13 protein-coding genes and 1 pseudogene are annotated in these 16,382 nt (G+C 48.9%); 8 read left to right on the forward strand and 6 right to left on the reverse strand.

The genetic code is table 11. The features are described 5' to 3' along the window. The first annotated feature begins 173 nt into the window (after nucleotides 1–173). On the forward strand, nucleotides 174–1,433 hold the full coding sequence (locus AC1WIP_RS02450) for an MFS transporter (RefSeq protein ID WP_481140319.1): 1,260 nt from the start codon (nucleotides 174–176) through the stop codon (nucleotides 1,431–1,433). 98 nt (nucleotides 1,434–1,531) lie between these two features. On the opposite strand, the gene AC1WIP_RS02455 is transcribed toward AC1WIP_RS02450, so the two are convergent. The 6 genes from AC1WIP_RS02455 to AC1WIP_RS02480 all read right to left on the reverse strand — a co-directional run bounded on the left by AC1WIP_RS02455 (nucleotide 1,532) and on the right by AC1WIP_RS02480 (nucleotide 9,663). Then, complete coding sequence (locus AC1WIP_RS02455; RefSeq protein WP_481140320.1) at nucleotides 1,532–4,174, reverse strand: beta-galactosidase; 2,643 nt, start codon at nucleotides 4,172–4,174, stop codon at nucleotides 1,532–1,534. A gap of 31 nt (nucleotides 4,175–4,205) precedes the next feature. Next, nucleotides 4,206–5,030: a carbohydrate ABC transporter permease gene (locus tag AC1WIP_RS02460; RefSeq protein WP_481140321.1), complete on the reverse strand. Its 825-nt coding sequence runs from the start codon at nucleotides 5,028–5,030 to the stop codon at nucleotides 4,206–4,208. An 11-nt stretch (nucleotides 5,031–5,041) separates the two neighbouring features. Beyond that, on the reverse strand, nucleotides 5,042–5,926 hold the full coding sequence (locus AC1WIP_RS02465) for a carbohydrate ABC transporter permease (protein ID WP_481140322.1): 885 nt from the start codon (nucleotides 5,924–5,926) through the stop codon (nucleotides 5,042–5,044). Between the two features lie 27 nt (nucleotides 5,927–5,953). Further along, a complete protein-coding gene (locus AC1WIP_RS02470) occupies nucleotides 5,954–7,288 on the reverse strand; it encodes an ABC transporter substrate-binding protein (protein WP_481140323.1) in 1,335 nt (444 codons plus the stop codon). A gap of 172 nt (nucleotides 7,289–7,460) precedes the next feature. After that, complete coding sequence (locus tag AC1WIP_RS02475; RefSeq protein WP_481140324.1) at nucleotides 7,461–8,168, reverse strand: response regulator; 708 nt, start codon at nucleotides 8,166–8,168, stop codon at nucleotides 7,461–7,463. 28 nt (nucleotides 8,169–8,196) lie between these two features. Then, complete coding sequence (locus AC1WIP_RS02480; RefSeq protein ID WP_481140325.1) at nucleotides 8,197–9,663, reverse strand: sensor histidine kinase; 1,467 nt, start codon at nucleotides 9,661–9,663, stop codon at nucleotides 8,197–8,199. Between the two features lie 249 nt (nucleotides 9,664–9,912). On the opposite strand from AC1WIP_RS02480, the gene AC1WIP_RS02485 reads away from it, so the two are divergent. The 7 genes and pseudogenes from AC1WIP_RS02485 to AC1WIP_RS02515 form a co-directional block, all read left to right on the forward strand. Then, complete coding sequence (locus AC1WIP_RS02485) at nucleotides 9,913–11,433, forward strand: DUF1538 domain-containing protein (RefSeq protein ID WP_481140326.1); 1,521 nt, start codon at nucleotides 9,913–9,915, stop codon at nucleotides 11,431–11,433. A gap of 21 nt (nucleotides 11,434–11,454) precedes the next feature. Beyond that, a complete protein-coding gene (locus tag AC1WIP_RS02490; protein ID WP_481140327.1) occupies nucleotides 11,455–12,126 on the forward strand; it encodes a hypothetical protein in 672 nt (223 codons plus the stop codon). 37 nt (nucleotides 12,127–12,163) lie between these two features. Next, nucleotides 12,164–13,723 (forward strand): cardiolipin synthase, encoded by a 1,560-nt coding sequence (cls, locus tag AC1WIP_RS02495; RefSeq protein ID WP_481140328.1) that lies wholly within the window; start codon nucleotides 12,164–12,166, stop codon nucleotides 13,721–13,723. Nucleotides 13,724–13,734: 11 nt separating this feature from the next. Then, a complete protein-coding gene (locus AC1WIP_RS02500) occupies nucleotides 13,735–14,457 on the forward strand; it encodes a tRNA threonylcarbamoyladenosine dehydratase (RefSeq protein ID WP_481140329.1) in 723 nt (240 codons plus the stop codon). Between the two features lie 270 nt (nucleotides 14,458–14,727). Next, nucleotides 14,728–15,288 carry an RNA polymerase sigma factor gene (locus tag AC1WIP_RS02505; protein WP_481140330.1) on the forward strand — a complete coding sequence of 187 codons (561 nt, stop codon included), beginning with the start codon at nucleotides 14,728–14,730 and terminating at the stop codon, nucleotides 15,286–15,288. Next, nucleotides 15,285–16,160: a hypothetical protein gene (locus tag AC1WIP_RS02510; RefSeq protein ID WP_481140331.1), complete on the forward strand. Its 876-nt coding sequence runs from the start codon at nucleotides 15,285–15,287 to the stop codon at nucleotides 16,158–16,160. The genes AC1WIP_RS02505 and AC1WIP_RS02510 overlap by 4 nt, the downstream gene beginning before the upstream one ends. 26 nt (nucleotides 16,161–16,186) lie before the next feature. Further along, nucleotides 16,187–16,382: pseudogene (locus tag AC1WIP_RS02515) on the forward strand (MATE family efflux transporter); the annotation flags it as partial.

Raw genomic sequence — 16,382 nt, forward strand, 5'->3', positions numbered from 1 at the left:
CTGTACGATGAGGCAAAGAAGCTGGCGGTAAAGCTGATCGGCGAGTATGGGGACTTTCTTTCTGGAGAAAGAAAATTGTCTCCCGTTTATGAAAAAACCTTCGATTCCAAGCTTCCAATGCCGAAGGAAAAAACCGGGGAAAAAATATCAGCACATGACCAAAGGAGAGCGCAATGAAAGAGAAAAAAAAAGGATTTCGCCTGACCAGGGCAGAAAAAAGCTGGATATTGTATGATGTGGGAAATTCTGCCTTTACCCTTTTGATATCCACCATTATGCCTATTTATTTTAATTATCTGGCGGACAGCGCGGGAGTATCCTCGGTGGATTATCTGGCCTTTTGGGGCTATGCAGCCTCCGCTGCAACCCTGGCGGTAGCCTTTTTGGGACCGGTATTCGGTGCGCTGGCAGATACCAAGGGCTATAAGAAGACATTGTTTATCGTATCTCTTCTTGTGGGTGCCGCAGGCTGCATCAGCCTGGGATTGGCAAGGCAGTGGCTGATCTTTCTGATTATTTTTGTGATTGCCAAGGTAGGGTATTCGGGAAGCCTGATCGTATATGACTCCATGCTTTCGGATGTGACTGACAATGACCGCATGGATAATGTTTCCTCTCTTGGCTATGCCTGGGGCTATATCGGAAGCTGTATACCCTTTGTGGTGTGCTTGGGGCTTGTGCTGGGAGCGGAGCCTCTTGGACTTTCCATGGAAAATGCCATGGCAATTTCCTTTGTCATTATCGCTCTTTGGTGGCTTGGAATGACGGTTCCTCTCTTAAAGGACTACAGACAAAAAAACTATGTGGAAAAGAAAAAGAATGCGGTATTCGAGAGCTTTCAGCGTATCGGCAGGACACTGCTGAACGTGCGGAAAGAAAAAAAGATATTTCTGTTTCTGCTTGCCTTCTTCTTCTATATTGACGGTGTTTACACGATTATCGATATGGCCACCGCATACGGCTCCGCGCTGGGCTTCGACAGCACCGGACTGCTTCTGGCTCTTTTGGTGACGCAGATCGTGGCCTTTCCTTTTGCGATTTTGTTTGGAAGGCTTGCCAGAAGCATTGCTGCCCATAAGCTGATTGCCGTATGTATTGCCGCTTATTTCGGCATTGCCGTTTTTGCCATGTTTTTGACTGTGCAGTCTCAGTTTTGGGTGCTTGCGGTGCTGGTGGGAATGTTCCAGGGAGGCATACAGGCGCTTTCCAGGTCTTATTTTGCACGCATCATACCCCCTGAGAAGTCAGGTGAATATTTTGGCCTCATGGATATCTGCGGAAAAGGTGCTTCCTTTATGGGAACCACTGTGGTCAGTGTGGTGTCCCAGCTGACCGGTGATATCAATAAAGGGGTGGGAATGATCGCCGTTTTGTTTGCCATAGGAATGGCGTTGTTTTGGCTTGCGGTGAAGGTAAAGGAAGATACCGTATAAAGAGATATGCAGTATAGGATATACAGTATAAAAAGATATACCAGGGGCAGCTGTGGCTCATGTATAGGCAACAGCTGCCCCTGAAATTGTGATAATGCTTATTCGGGCGTAAGCAGGGAGGTGCAGCGCCGGAGAGTAATCCTTTTGATGCAGGGATGCGCTCCCAGAGGCTGGCACCATACAAGGGGAGGCTCTTCCTCCAGCCATTCCCGGCAGAGATGTACCACATGCGGGTCTCCTCCGGCCATAACGGGAAAGCCCTTTTCCGCAGACAAAAGACGCCCGATGACCCGTCCCTTGTGGAGGAAGGTCAGCTTCACATCCTGAGCCTCAACAAAAAGCTTTAAGTCCTTGTGCTGCGTGGGAGCCAGGGGAAGTTTAAGCAAGATATCCTCTTTAGGAGACAGCTCTAAAGGGAAGAACGCCTCCCTGGCCTCTTTGGGGAATGTGATCTGTTCAATGGGGACCGTTCTATAGGAGCAGTCCTTTATTTTTTTACCATACAAAAGAAGTACATCTCCCACGGCATCTGAATAAAACCGCCGCAAAATCCGCAGGCAGAGCTCTATCCGTCCGCTGCCTGCATAGGCGCTCAAATCCATATAAGGGTTTCCGGGCGCTGCCTTTCCCTCAAAATGTCCGTTTACATACACATAGATGATACAGTCTGCTTTTGTGAAATGGAGAAAGAGACTGTCTGCAGCTTCCGGAATATCCACCCATTTGTCGTATACGCCTCGAAAGGGCATGGACGCGCGGTTATAGCTGTCGATGGAAGAAAGGGTCTGAAAGCTTGAGTGGCGGAAAAAATACCAGTCCGAAACAGGCTGTTCGTCCAGGTCAAACAGCCAGTTTTCACTCAGATTGATCCGTCCCGTAATCTGAAAGATGCCGGAAAGACCCTTGAGAGAACCCATATGCAGAGAGGGACAGCGCACATCGTCAAAATTGCTGTGTCCCCAGATTTCCGTAAAAATGTCGAAACATCCCCCAGGCAGCTCACGTTCCAGACAGCCTCCCGAAGAAAAGCCGGTTTCCAGCAAACCCCCATCCTTGCGAATGGTAAAAATATCAGCCACATTTTGGAACAAAAGCTGGGAGGGCTCCTTCAGGGAGAAGGAATAACACCCTGCACCCCGGTACTGGCCCAGCAGTTCCATGGGAAGAACATCTCCTTTCAGCTCTGGACCTTCCGGAAGACGCAAAGGGGCCAGCAGAGTGTGTGTAAGGCTTTCCGCAGTTATCTGGCTTTCAGCGCTTCCAAAGATGTCAGGGAGCCCCGGAATGTGAGACAAAGCCATCTGCCGGGGACTGCCAACGACCAGGGTCACTCCCTTCACACTGTAATGCTTTGGTTCTTGGCCGGGAGTTCCCTCCAGGAAAAACAGCTCCCCACTCACAGCCAGACGGGTGCTGAAAGAACCCTCTCCGTACATGCCTACGGTGACTGCGCCTTCCTTTTCTTCTATGTATGCGACTTCATAGCTGCTGTCCTTTAGGACTGCGCTGCCATCCCGGGATAAAACCAGGTTGACCGGCAGCAGTCTGGTCTCCAGGGGAGGGATTTCCAGCAGATGACGCTGACCGTCATGACTAAATTCCATGGAGGGCCAACCTCCCAGATTGGATACGGAAAAAAGGCCGCCCCGGTCTGTCTGCAGCAGGAAGCCCTTGCAGGAAACGCCGGACGCGCACAGAGAAATATGCTCAGGGTGTGCGGGCCTCCCCTTCCCAATGCTTTCCCCCAGGGAAAGAAGCAGGCCCGAAAGGAGTCTGGCCTGGTAAAATTCTGCAGTCACTTCCCCGGCGGAGCCGATCATGGAATGAAAATCATAGTCGCTGGCCAGCAGAGACAGCGGGGCGTCCGAGGGCCCCCAGTTGGTGATGCCGTTGTACCATTCAAGCGTGCTGCCTGCAGTCTGATTGTAAGGGCTGATAAGCTTTGCGCCGCAGGAGAGCAGACGCTTTAGAAAGCTGTGCTCACGGTTGGTTTCTGTGACCAGGAGGGGCATTTTTCGTTGAAAAGCAGCCTGGCAGAGATGAAGCGTTCTCTCTTCCAGACCCGGATTGTCTGCAGAGGCATATACATTGAAGGCGGTGTGCAGGCCTGGCGTCAATCCTCCGCCCCGCAGTAAATCGTTTTGTCCGCAGCAGTAAAATAAAGGTACGGAAATGCCGAAAGACCGGGCCTTTTTCAAGAGCTTTTCCATGTAGGTCACCGGACTTTTACAGTCAAAAAAATCCAGCTCGTTTTCGATCTGCATACAGATCACAGTGCCATTGCAGGTAATCTGGAAGGGCGCTATAAGCGGCAGGATATGCGCATACCATTCCTCAATGCAGCGCAGAAAGGCAGGATCATCCTGACGCACCGGTATCTTTTCCGGCCACAGCCAGGCCGGCAGGGCGCCGCCGTCCCACTCAGAGCAAATATAAGGGCCGGGCCTTGCGATGACGAACAGCTCATGCTCTGCCGCCAGGGAAAGAAATCGGCCAACGTCCCTCTGCCCGGAAAAATCCCATACGCCGGGAGCAGTTTCATGAAAATTCCAGGGAAAGTATACGTCTATGGCATTGTAGCCCGCCGCCTTCAAAAGCAGCATGCGGTCTTCCCAGCGTTCCTGGGGAATCCGAAAGTAAAACAGAGAGGACGCCAGAAGTATTTTGGATTTCCCGTGAATAGAGATGCCCTTTTCATCTAAACGGATGGGGAAACAATTCTTGGTGTCGTTGCAGGTCATAGTAATATCCTTTCTGAAATGGATGGAGTTTTCAGCCCTTAAGGCCGCTGTGAACCATTCCGTTTGTAATCTGTTTTTCAAATATCATGTAAATGATCAATATGGGAATCAGGGCACATACGGTTCCGGCCATGATTATGGTGTACTGCATGGTGTGCTCTGACTGGAAAAAGCTAAGGCCCAGCTGTATGGTATACTTTTCCCTGGAATTTAAGTAGATCAAAGGAGCCGTATAGTCATTCCACACCTGGACGAAGGTAAAGATAATCAAAGTGGAGAGGGCAGGCTTTGCCTGAGGCAGCATGACGGATAAAAAGGTCCGAAATTCCCCGGAGCCGTCAATCCGCGCAGCCTCGATCAGCTCTTTTGGAACGGTGAGGAAAAACTGGCGCAATAAAAAGATACCGAAGGCGCTGGCCAGCTGTCCGAAAATCAGGGCCAGATGGGTGTCGGTAAGGCCCATGGCGCTGATAATCTGATATTGGGGAATCATAATCGTATGCCAGGGAACCATCATAGTAGCCAGGTAAAGGCCAAATAGAAATCTGCTGCCCTTAAAGGGAATCACGGCAAAGGCATATGCAGCCATTGCGCTGATGATGACCTGTCCGGCCGTAGCGGCTACGGCCACCTTTATGGTGTTGAAATAATATTGTAAAAAGGGTTCTTCCGTCCACACCTTCACATAATTGGAGAGATTCACAGGATTGGGAATCCATTGAATGGGTGTGGTGAACACCTGGGTGTCATATTTGAAGGAGGTGGAAAGCATCCAGAGAAAGGGGAATATCATCCCAAGGGATATAAACAGCATCAACAGGTAAAAGGGGATATCCCATTTTTTTGATTTAACCATAACACACCTCCTTAGTCATAGTTGACCCAATATTTCTGCAAGGCAAACTGGATCAGAGTGATTACAAGTATGATGGCAAACAGAAAATAGGCAATGGCGGAAGCGTAACCCATATGGGAGCGCTGAAAGCCCTCGTAGTAAATTCTGTAGGCCAGCACATTGGTGCTCATCCCCGGACCTCCCTGGGTCATTACATTGATCAGGTCAAACACCTGGAAGGAGCTGATGGTCACCAGGATGAGATTTAAAAATATGGTGGGCGTCATCATGGGCAGCGTAATCCTAAAATAGCGCTGAGGCGCCGTTGCGCCGTCCAGGGCGGCGGATTCGTAGAGGCTGTCGGGAATATTCTGCATTCCCGCAAGAAAAATCAGCATATAATAGCCGCAGAATTTCCAGATGGAAACTATGATCACGGCGTAGAGAGCCCAGTCCGTGGACGCCAGCCATTTGGGCGGGTTTTGAATGCCGATCTGCGTCAGTATGGTGTTAAGGGGTCCGCCGGAGGGATTAAAGATCATCTTCCAAATGATGGCAACAGATACCATGGAAGAGATATAGGGGAGAAAAAAAACAGTGCGGAACAATTTCCGCAGTCTTGTAAGCCGATTCAGCAAGGTTGCAAGAAGCAGAGAAAAAAGCATGGTCAGCGAGGAATACAAAGCCGCATAGATCACATTGTTTTTGAGGGAAACCTTAAAATAACGGTCATCAAACAAATCTATGTAATTTTTAAGACCGATAAACTGGTAGTCCCGGGAGAGTCCGGTATAGTCTGTAAGACTATACCAGAATCCCAGAATGATCGGAAGAAACATAAACAGAGCAAAGGCTGACAGGCTTGGAAGAACAAACAGCCATCCGATTATGTTCTGCTTTCGTTTTGTTTTGTGCATATCAATTCACCTCCCGGAGAGGACGGGTCACTGTTGGATTTCTGCGCGCCGTTCCTCAAAGTTGGAAAGGGTATCCTCAAGAGACTGCTCACCGATGAGGTAAAGCTCCATTTCCTCCTGATAAATGGTTACCAGCTCGCTGTAGGAGGAGGTAAACAGCGTTTCCTGCAGCTTCTTGGGCCCGAGAATATTTTCTGCGCCTTCCACACCGATTGCCTCTTCAAAAGCAGCGGTTACCTCATCATCAATGTAGGCGGGAATGGCTCCTGCCTGCGCCACCAGCATTGCGGCTTCCTTTCCTGCCACAAACTGGATGAAATCATAGGCTGCTTCCTTTTTCTCTGAGGTTGCGTTGATACCGATAAAGGTGCTCACACCTCCGATGGTGACAGGGTCGTCTGTCTCCTCTACCTGGGGAAGGACGGCAATGCCCAGCTCAAAGGTTTCGTTTAACTGCGGGTTGTTTTCCAGCATGGTCAGAATGTCACTGATGGTCCATTCTCCCCCGGGATACATAGCGCTGCCTCCATTGCAGAAGAAGTTAATGGCATCTGTGCCGCTGCTCTTCATGTCCGTGTAGCTCATATGAGAATTGTCCTCGTTGTAAAAGCGGTTCAGCCGGGATAGCCAGGTGCCAAGAGGCGTCAGATCGTCATCGGTCAGGTTGGAGCCCTCCTGGGTCACAGAGTAAATACAAGTGTTCCAGTCGGGAATATAGCTGCCGTAAAAGCGGTCGGTTCCTTCTCCGCTTGTCAGGGAGAGCGCCAGGTCTGCATATTCATCCCAGGTCAGATTATCAGGGTATTCCACTCCCATTTCGTCAAAGATTGCTTTGTTGTAGAACAAGGCATAGGCGGAGGAGCGATAGGGCAGTGCGTAAAATTTGTCATCCACCTGGGTCTCGGCAAAGCCGGTACCGTAAACGGAAACATCCAGGCCGCTGTCAGCAATGTATTCCGTGATGTCTGCCAGATTTCCTGTGGAGGCCAGATTGGCCAAAAGAGAACCGGAACGCATATTGAACACGTCAATATCATTGCTTCCGGAAAGCATGGTAATCAGCTTATCATCATAATCCGAGCTGTTTACCTGGGTCATTTTTACTTCGGCAATCGTGCTTTGCGCGTTATAGGCATCCACGATTTCCTGCAGGTAGTCGCCCTCGCTCCAGGCGTAATAATTGATTACTACCTTTTCGGAGGAGACATCCTCCGTGGTCTGGGAAGCGTCTTGCGTCTGGGACTGGGTGCTTTCCTGGGCGGTGCTGCCCGAACCGGTGTCAGTGCTTCCACATCCGGTCAGAATACAGCTGCCTATCATACAAACTGCCAGTGACATAGATAGTAATTTTTTGTGTTTCATCTGCATACCTCCTTGTCCGTTTAAACGGACCTTCCATTCAATGATTTGTAACGGATTGTAATGCCATTATAGGAAAAAAGGAGACCGTCGAAAAGCTGACCTTTTGTCGGTTCCATGACTGCAAAAGAAAAAAGATTAGAAAATCTAATCTTTTTTTGGTAAAACCGCACAATCAATCCTCCCGCTGTCTTTCTTTCACCTTGTCCATATAATAGAAGAATCCGCTGTTTTCTGCTTTTTGCAGTACATCCTCAATGGAGCGGCATTTCATTTTTCGGATAATGTTCCGGATATGAGTTTTCATGGTGGAGGGCTCGATGTATCTGGTCTGGCACACCTCCTTCTGGCTCATGCCCTCGTGCAGGGCATAGAGGATTTCTCTCTCCGTATCCGTCAAAAGCTGAATCAGATACAGGGTGTAGATGAGACTGTCCTCGTTATCCTTGATCCGTTTAAATTCCGTGCGGATTTTCCGTGCCACCTGGGGCTTCATCACGGAGCGTTCGTGATAGGCGTCCCTGACACACTGTACCAGAGAAGCCGGCGTTGCAGTTTTGAGGATGTAGTCGCAGGCTCCCGCCTGAAAGGCGGCATAGATCATGGCGTCCTCTTCGTATACTGTAAGAATTATGATTTTTATATGTGGAAATTGGGAAAGTATCTGCCTTGTGGCGGTAATGCCTGCATATTTGCTTTCCATTTCAATATCCATAAGGATCACGTCGGGGTGAGTGACTGCGCTCTTCAGGATAGCCTCATAGCCGTCCAGAGCGGTGGCTACTATTTCCATATCCTCTGCATGAGAGAGAATGTCCTCATATCTTCTGCAGAGGGAGGGAATATCATCCGCAATCATTACCTTAATTTTTTCATCTTTCATCTGTGGCTGCTCCTTCGTCTAAGATATCTTATTTTAATATGGGGAAATGAAGGGTAAAAATCGCTCCTCCAATAGGGGCGTTTTTAGCCTCTATTTTGCCGTCATGGCTTTTTACGATTCGTTTTACAAAGGAAAGACCGATTCCCCAGTTGTATTTTGTGGGTTTGGTGGAGGAAAAGGGTTCAAAAAGATTGTCCTCTATGGCTGGGGAAATACCGGGGCCGCTGTCCTGAAACTGAATCTGGATTTCATTTTCATACAGGAAGGTAAGAATCGTAAGAAGACGGGGACGATCCTTGGGCAGAGCAGCCATAGCTTCTACCGCGTTGATGATCAGATTGTGAAATATCTCCTGCATATAATGGCGGTCACAGAAAACAAAGACTTCCCGGGCGTCTGCCTTATATATGACCTCTACGTGGTGCTTTTCAAGCATTTCCCGGCATTGGGTCAGCGCGCCGTCTATCATTTCCAGGATATTGTTGCGGCTTTGATTTAACAAAATGCGGTTGGAATTCTTCTGCAGGGTGTCCAGACGCTCATAGACCTCCATGCAGCTTTGACGGATGTGCTCCAGTCTCTCTGTATCGGGATTGCCCTCCTGCAGCATCAGCTCTGCCTCGGATAAAATTCCCAAAAGCTCGTTTTTTACATAATGGCTGAAGGCTCTGGTAGAAATCTCCGAGGAGGAAAGAATACTGGAAAAAACGTAATCGTCATCCTCCATTTTCTGGATATCCTTATTATATCTGTGAAAATTAAACCACAAAAAAACAATCAGAAGCACCACCAAAAAGGGAAGAATACGCATAAGACCGATGTAGGGCGGCATTTTCAGAGACAGGTAGGCAGTATAATTCATGGAACGTGACAGCCATAAAAAGCAGTCAGGCAGAGAAAAAAACATATAAAAATACAGGCCGCAGATACAGATATCAATCACTACCAGCAGCCATTTGATGCGTCTCAGCTCCCGGATAGGCTCCTTTTTTCTGGCGGTGAGGATCAAACAGGCCGCAGAATACAAAAGGGTGACCAGATTGATCCAGACGGTAATGGAATGAAATACCTTGTAGCAGAAGCGGAAGATCGCGGGGTCAGGCAGAAAGCCGGCTCTGCCGAAATACAAAAAGCGAATAAAAAAAGTGCTGTACACCAATAGCTGCACTATCCAGAAAAGCCCGAGAAAAACCCGTATTTTTTTGTGGAGGGAAGTGCCCTTGAGGGGAAAATTACACTGAGAAAAAGCATAATTGCACAGAATGAACAGTATGCTGCAAAGATTCATCCCATTGACCAGAGAATCTTTTTTGATATTCAGATAGATCAGCCGGGAATAAAGACGATTGCTGATATTAAAGTACTGAAAAATTGCGTTGTCAAAATTATTATCCTTGGCCATATATATCATGGAGAGAATCGTTACGCCGATAAAGGAAAGAAGCATTCCAAACATGGACAGGGACTGCATATAATTTTTAGTTTTCTTTCGCATAGTGCACCTCTCAGCCATAAAACACGTCGATAATGCAATTATAACAAAAGCGTATCAAAAAAGCCAATGGGAGAAAAATCCACCTGCTGTAAGATTTTCACAAAAAGGCTCCATAAAATATTTTACAAAAATTTTCGAGGAATTTTGTTTGATTTTTTATCTGGTTCATAGTACTATAAATATATGCGCAGGTGCAGAGAGATGGGAAAACCGTCCCCCTGCCCTTTTTGACAGAAAGGAGTAGAAAGATTGCTGCACAATGAACTATTACGAGAAAAAGTATATGAATCCGTTACTTCTGTCCTGCCGATTACCATTATTGTTTTACTGCTCACCGTTACCATTGCTCCCCTGACGCCGGGGACGATGATGCTGTTTTTGTTTGGAGCAGTGCTTCTGATCGTGGGAATGGGCTTCTTCACCTTGGGAGTAGATATGTCTATGAATCCCATGGGAGAGGGCATTGGAGTACAGCTTTCCAAGGCAAAGAAAATCATTCTTCCGCTTTTGGTGTGTTTTGTGTTAGGGGTTTTGATTACCATTGCAGAGCCAGACCTGCAGGTGCTGGCTGAACAGGTGCCATCGATTCCCAACATGGTGCTGATCTGGACGGTGGCCATAGGAGTTGGCCTCTTCCTTGTGGTTTCGCAGATTCGAATTATTTTTGGAATTCCCATTTCCTACATTCTGATTTTTTTCTATGCGATTGTTTTTCTGCTGACCTTTTTTGTTCCCGAAGATTTTATTCCGGTTTCCTTTGACTCCGGCGGCGTTACCACGGGTCCGGTGACGGTTCCCTTTATCATGGCGCTGGGTATTGGTATGGCTTCCGTGCGAAGCGACAAAAATTCCAGCAGCGACAGCTTTGGCCTGACGGCCATCTGCAGTATCGGGCCGATTCTTTCCGTTATGATACTGGGTATCTGCTACAGCCCGGAGGATGCGGCCTATAGTATGGTGGAGCTTTCGGAGCTTGACAGCACCAGAGAGGTGGCAATGCAGTTTGCAAGAGCCTTTCCTGCCTATATGAAGGAGGTGGCAGTTGCGCTGATTCCCATTGCAGGTGTGTTTATTGTGTTCCAGTGTATTTTCCGCAGGTTCCACAGCAGGCAGCTTCTGCGTATTTTGTCGGGCTTTGTGTACAGCTACATAGGGCTGGTGCTCTTTTTGACAGGTGTAAATGTGGGCTTTATGCCGGCCGGACAGTATATCGGGTCTGCCGTTGCAGGAAGCAGCCAGCCCTGGGTGCTGGTTCCCATCGGCATGGTCATCGGCTACTTTATTGTGAAGGCAGAGCCTGCAGTGCAGGTGCTCACCAGACAGGTGGAGGACGTGACCAACGGCTCTATTACCCAGAAGGCCATCGGACACAGCCTCTCTATCGGTATCGCCTTTTCCGTTGGCATTGCTATGCTGCGTATTCTGACAGGGCTGAACATTATGTGGTTTTTGGTGCCGGGCTATTTGATTTCTCTTGTGATGACCTTTTTTGTACCCCAGATATTTACCGGTATTGCCTTTGACTCCGGCGGCGTGGCCAGCGGACCTATGACAACTACGTTTTTGCTTCCTTTGGCAATGGGAGCCTGTGAGGCGGCAGGAGGAAACGTGCTGACTGACGCTTTTGGCATTGTGGCCATGGTTGCTATGACGCCGCTGCTCACCATCCAGATGCTGGGTCTGGCGGATAATGTGCGCAAACGCATCAGAAAGCGCAAGCTTATTCTGCAGCTGAGAGAAGTGGAGGACAGCATCATTTATTTTGACTAACGTAAAATGTGAGGAAGAGATATGGCAGATAAAAAAAGTGTAAAGCTGGTGATAACCTTTGCGGAGCGCGGAAAAGGCAAGGCGTTGGCAAAACTGTACGCAGAGCAGGGAGTGCTCTGCAATTACCAGTCTATGGGGAGGGGAACGGCCTCCTCAGACCTTCTGGACGTTTTGGGGATTGGAAGCGCTGAGAAGGATATTTTGATCAGCATAACATCCAGGGAGAGATCGCAGCGGCTTTTGCGCAGGCTGGACGACGGTCTTGAAAGTGATATTTACGGCAGTGGAATTGCATTTGATATGTCCCTTACCGGGTTAAACAGTATCATTGCCACGGTGCTTTTAAACCAGCAGGAAAACGGAAACGGAGGAACGCAGATGGAAGCAAAGACAGATTACAGCCTGATTTTGGTTTCAGTGAATCAGGGACATACGGATGATGTGATGGATACGGCCAGACAGGCGGGAGCCAGAGGAGGCACTGTGATTCGGGCAAGGTGGGCCGGGCCTGAAGATACCAGTCAGTTTTACGGGATTTCCCTGCAGGCGGAAAAGGAGATTATCGCTATAGTGGCGGCGGGAGACCTGCGGAACGCTATCATGGAGATGATTAATAAAAAGCATGGGCTTAAGACGGAGGCCGCGGCCATGGTCTGCTCCGTGGGACTTGAGCATTATGTGAAATTTTCTTGACAGGCTGCGGACATAAATCAGGAGAGCAGGGGATGGAATGAATACGAAAGAAGTAAAGCAAAAGAGCATAAAGGGGCTCAAGACTATCATCTATGGGAGAACCCTCTTTGTGGTGGCTGCTTTTTTGGTGCAGTTTGCGCTGCTGTTTCTGGCATTTATTAGACTGCGCCAGTACAGCCTTTTCATCTACGGCTTATTTATATTGTTGAGCGTGGTGGTGGTGCTTCGCCTGTTTAACAGCGACGGGACTCCGGATTTTAAGCTGGTGTGGATGCTTCCCATTGTGGCGTTTCCGGTGTTTGGAGCGCTCTTTTATGCGTATATTGATGCACAGACGGGAACAAAACGGTTAAAGAAAAGACTGTGTGAGATTGACCATACCTTGAAGCAGTACCTGCCGCAAAACAGTGAGGTGAGGCAGAAGCTTTCGGAGATAAGCATTCAGATGGGACGGTTTGCAGATTATATGCAGGCATATGATAACAGTCCTGTGTATGGAAACACCCAGGCGGTCTATTATCCTTTAGGGGATGATCAGTTTCCGGATATGCTGGCGGAGCTGAAAAAGGCGGAAACCTTTATTTTCCTGGAGTATTTTATCATAGAAGAGGGCCGGGTATGGGAGAGCGTCTTAAGTATTCTGAAGGAAAAGGTAAAACAGGGTGTGGAGGTCAGACTTTTGTATGACGACACCTGTTCTCTGTGGTATCTTCCCAGCTTTTATCCGAAGCTTCTGGAAAAGGAGGGAATCCGCTGCAAAACCTTTTGCCCCATAAAGCCTATTTTTTCATCCTCCTACAACAATCGGGATCACAGGAAGATTATTGTGATTGACGGTAAGACTGCCTTTACCGGGGGGACCAATCTGGCAGACGAGTATATCAATGAGAAGGAACGCTTCGGGCATTGGAAGGATACTGCGATCATGCTGAAGGGAGATGCGGTGGAGCGCTTTACCTACATGTTTCTGGAAATGTGGAATGTTTCCGAAAAGGGGGAGGAGGACTACGGGAAATATAAGTCTCCCAGGGAGGCAGCGCTTCCCAATGACGGATTTTTCCTTCCCTATGGCTCGAGCCCTTTTAGCGAGGAGCATATAGGAAAGAGAGTATACCTGGATATTTTAAACACTGCCTGCCGGTATGTGCACATCATGACGCCTTATTTGATTCTCGACCACGAAATGATGATGGCTCTGGTTTATGCCGCCAAAAGAGGGGTGGAGGTGACAATTATCATGCCTCACATTCCTGACAAGCAGTATGCTTTTGTGGTTGCCAAAACCTATTACAATGAGCTTTTGGAGGCAGGAATCCAAATCTGGGAGTATACGCCGGGCTTTGTCCATGCAAAGGTGTTTGTATCGGATGACGTAAGAGCCGTGGTGGGAACCGTCAATCTGGATTACAGGAGTCTGTACCATCACTTTGAATGCGGTGTGGTTATGTATTTGAATTCCCAGATAGATGCTGTAGAGAGGGACTTTAAAGAGACACTGAAGCAATGCCAGGAGGTGCGTCCGGAGGATTACAAAAAGCAGAATCTTTTTGTAAGAATGGAGGGAAAGCTGTTAAGAATGCTTGCACCCCTGATGTAGGAGGAATTTGTGTGAAAGATCAGCCTGAAAACCAATTTTCCAGAACGGAGCTTTTAATTGGAGAGGATGGCGTAAAACGCCTGCAGAAAGCAAAAGTGGCTTTGTTTGGCATTGGAGGTGTGGGAGGCTATGTGGCGGAGGCTCTGGTGAGGAGCGGCGTGGGCGCCTTTGACCTGATAGACAATGACACAGTGAGCCTTACCAATTTAAACAGACAGATTATTGCGGATTATCACACACTGGGCAGGTATAAAACAGAGGTGATGCGGGAGCGGATGCTGTCCATCAATCCCAAGGTTCAGGTTACGCTGCACCAGTGCTTTTACCTGCCGGAGACGGCAGCGGAATTTGATTTTTCCGCCTATGACTATGTGGTGGACGCGGTGGATACGGTGACTGCCAAAATTGACATTATTCTGCGCGCTATAAGCTGCGGCGTCCCGGTGATAAGCTGCATGGGAGCGGGAAACAAGCTGGACCCCGGGGCCTTTCGGGCAGCCGATATTTATGAGACCTCCGTCTGTCCCTTGGCCAGGGTAATGCGAAGGGAGTTAAAGAAGCGAGGGGTAGAGGCGTTAAAGGTAGTTTTTTCCACAGAGCCTCCCAGAATATCCGGGGAGACAACGGGGGAGAATGGAAAACGCTCCACGCCGGGAAGCATATCCTTTGTGCCTGCCGCGGCAGGATTGATATTGGCGGGGGAGGTAGTAAAGGATCTGATAGGGAAAGCATAACTGTGCCTCGCAGGAGCATGCCTGCGGGGCGATTTTGTGTGTGGGTGCAGACACACATTTGCCGGGAACCTTCTGGCACAGAATTCGTTTTTATAGAAAAGCGCAGATGATTGCGAAACTCGCTGACAAAGTCACGAATCTGGTCATAATAACCAAAAACGGGTTCTAAAGCAGTGGCTAGTCACCCTTATTTTGGTTATTACGCCCAGTTTCTGATGCCAGAAAGCGAGTCTCGCAATTATCTGGATAGGAAAGAAGGGAGGAGAAGGTTTGAAGGATACGGAAATTATCGATCTGTACTGGGCGAGAGACGAAAGGGCCATCGTCGAGACGCAGGCCGTTTACGGAAAATACTGCTACAGCATCGCCTACCGTATTTTGAACGACAGGGAGGATTCGGATGAATGCGTAAACGACACCTGGTTTCGGGCATGGAACGCTATACCGCCCAAATATCCGGAACGCTTTGCATTATTTTTGGGCACCATCACGCGAAACCTTTCCTTTGACAAATGGAAACGGAAAAATGCGGGAAAGAGAGGTCATGGACAGATGTTGGTAGCATTGGATGAACTGGCTGAATGCGTTCCCGCGCCCTCCGGTACGGAGGAGGCGGTGGAGGCAGCACAGCTTGAAGGGCTGATCAATCAATTTCTGCACACGCTGCCGGAACGGGAATGCAGCATTTTTCTGCGCAGATACTGGTATGTGGAGGAATACAGCGCCATTGCCAAAAGGTATCGCATGAAGCTGAACACAGTAAAAACCTCCCTTTTCCGCACGCGCAGGAAACTGAAAGCTTACTTGGAACAGGAGGGTATTCGGGTATGAGCGAGGAAAAGAGACAAGGCGCAATCAGGATTTTTGAAGCATTGTCCGGGGTGGATCAGGAGCTTTTGGAGCGCAGTGAAGCGGAAAATAAAAAGGGGACGGCTGTTTTCCCTTTTGCAGGGGGAAGTAAAATTTTAGCGGCGGCACTGTGCTTTGTGGTGCTGGGGGCCGGGGCTTTCGCGGGACGCAGACTGCTGTTATCAGGCGGCGCATCCTCCAGGTCCAGCCAGCCTGTTCAGGAAATGGCGGCTTTTGATGCAGCGGATGCCCCAGGCAGCCAGGGTAATGGCGGCCGGGATAATGGCGAGCAGTCTGCGATGGCGCAGGACGGCGTAGGCGAGGAGGCTATGGAAATGGAGGCGGCGCAGGCGCAAGAAGAGGCAGGCCCGGAAACTGCCCAGGAAAGCCTCACAACAGATTACAGCAACGAAATTTCACTTTCCCAGGAGCTTTCGGAGGAGCAGGTCAGAGCGACGGAGGTGCTGGGAGCCTATGTGCCGAAGACTCTTCCAGAGGGCTACGTTTTTGACAGGGCCAGCATTACTTCCGACGAAACAGGGGAAACGCTCTTTATAATCTGGAACAGAGGAATGGATGAGATCAGCCTGCGGCTGTCCCTTCAGGATGCAGAGAACCTATTGTTTGTGGATGTGGAGAATCCTGATACATCTGACAATCCTGTGTTTAGGAGCAGTGAGCTCAGCGAAGAAATGATTTCCTCCTGCATGAAAACTTATGAGGATGCAGGAGATACCTCTACCCCCAGAGGCAGTTTTGCAGTATACTATGAGGAGGATGGCGTGCTGGTGAGCTTTACCGGAAGAGGCGACGCTGAAAGTATTTGGAAGATGTTTGCCTCCATCCGCCCATAAAAAAGTGAGAGACGAAGGATAAGAAAATGGAAAGTCGGGAAACAGGAAAACAGAAGAAAAAGCGTGATATGACCCAGGGGAAAATTATTTCTCCTCTGATTGCCTTTACCATTCCCCTGGTTCTGGGAAATCTGTTTCAGCTGACCTATAACGCCGCGGATTCCGTGATTGTGGGAAAATTTGTAGGAGAGAGCGCCCTTGCAGCGGTGGGAACCTCTACCC

Source organism: Acetatifactor sp. (assembly GCF_982438285.1).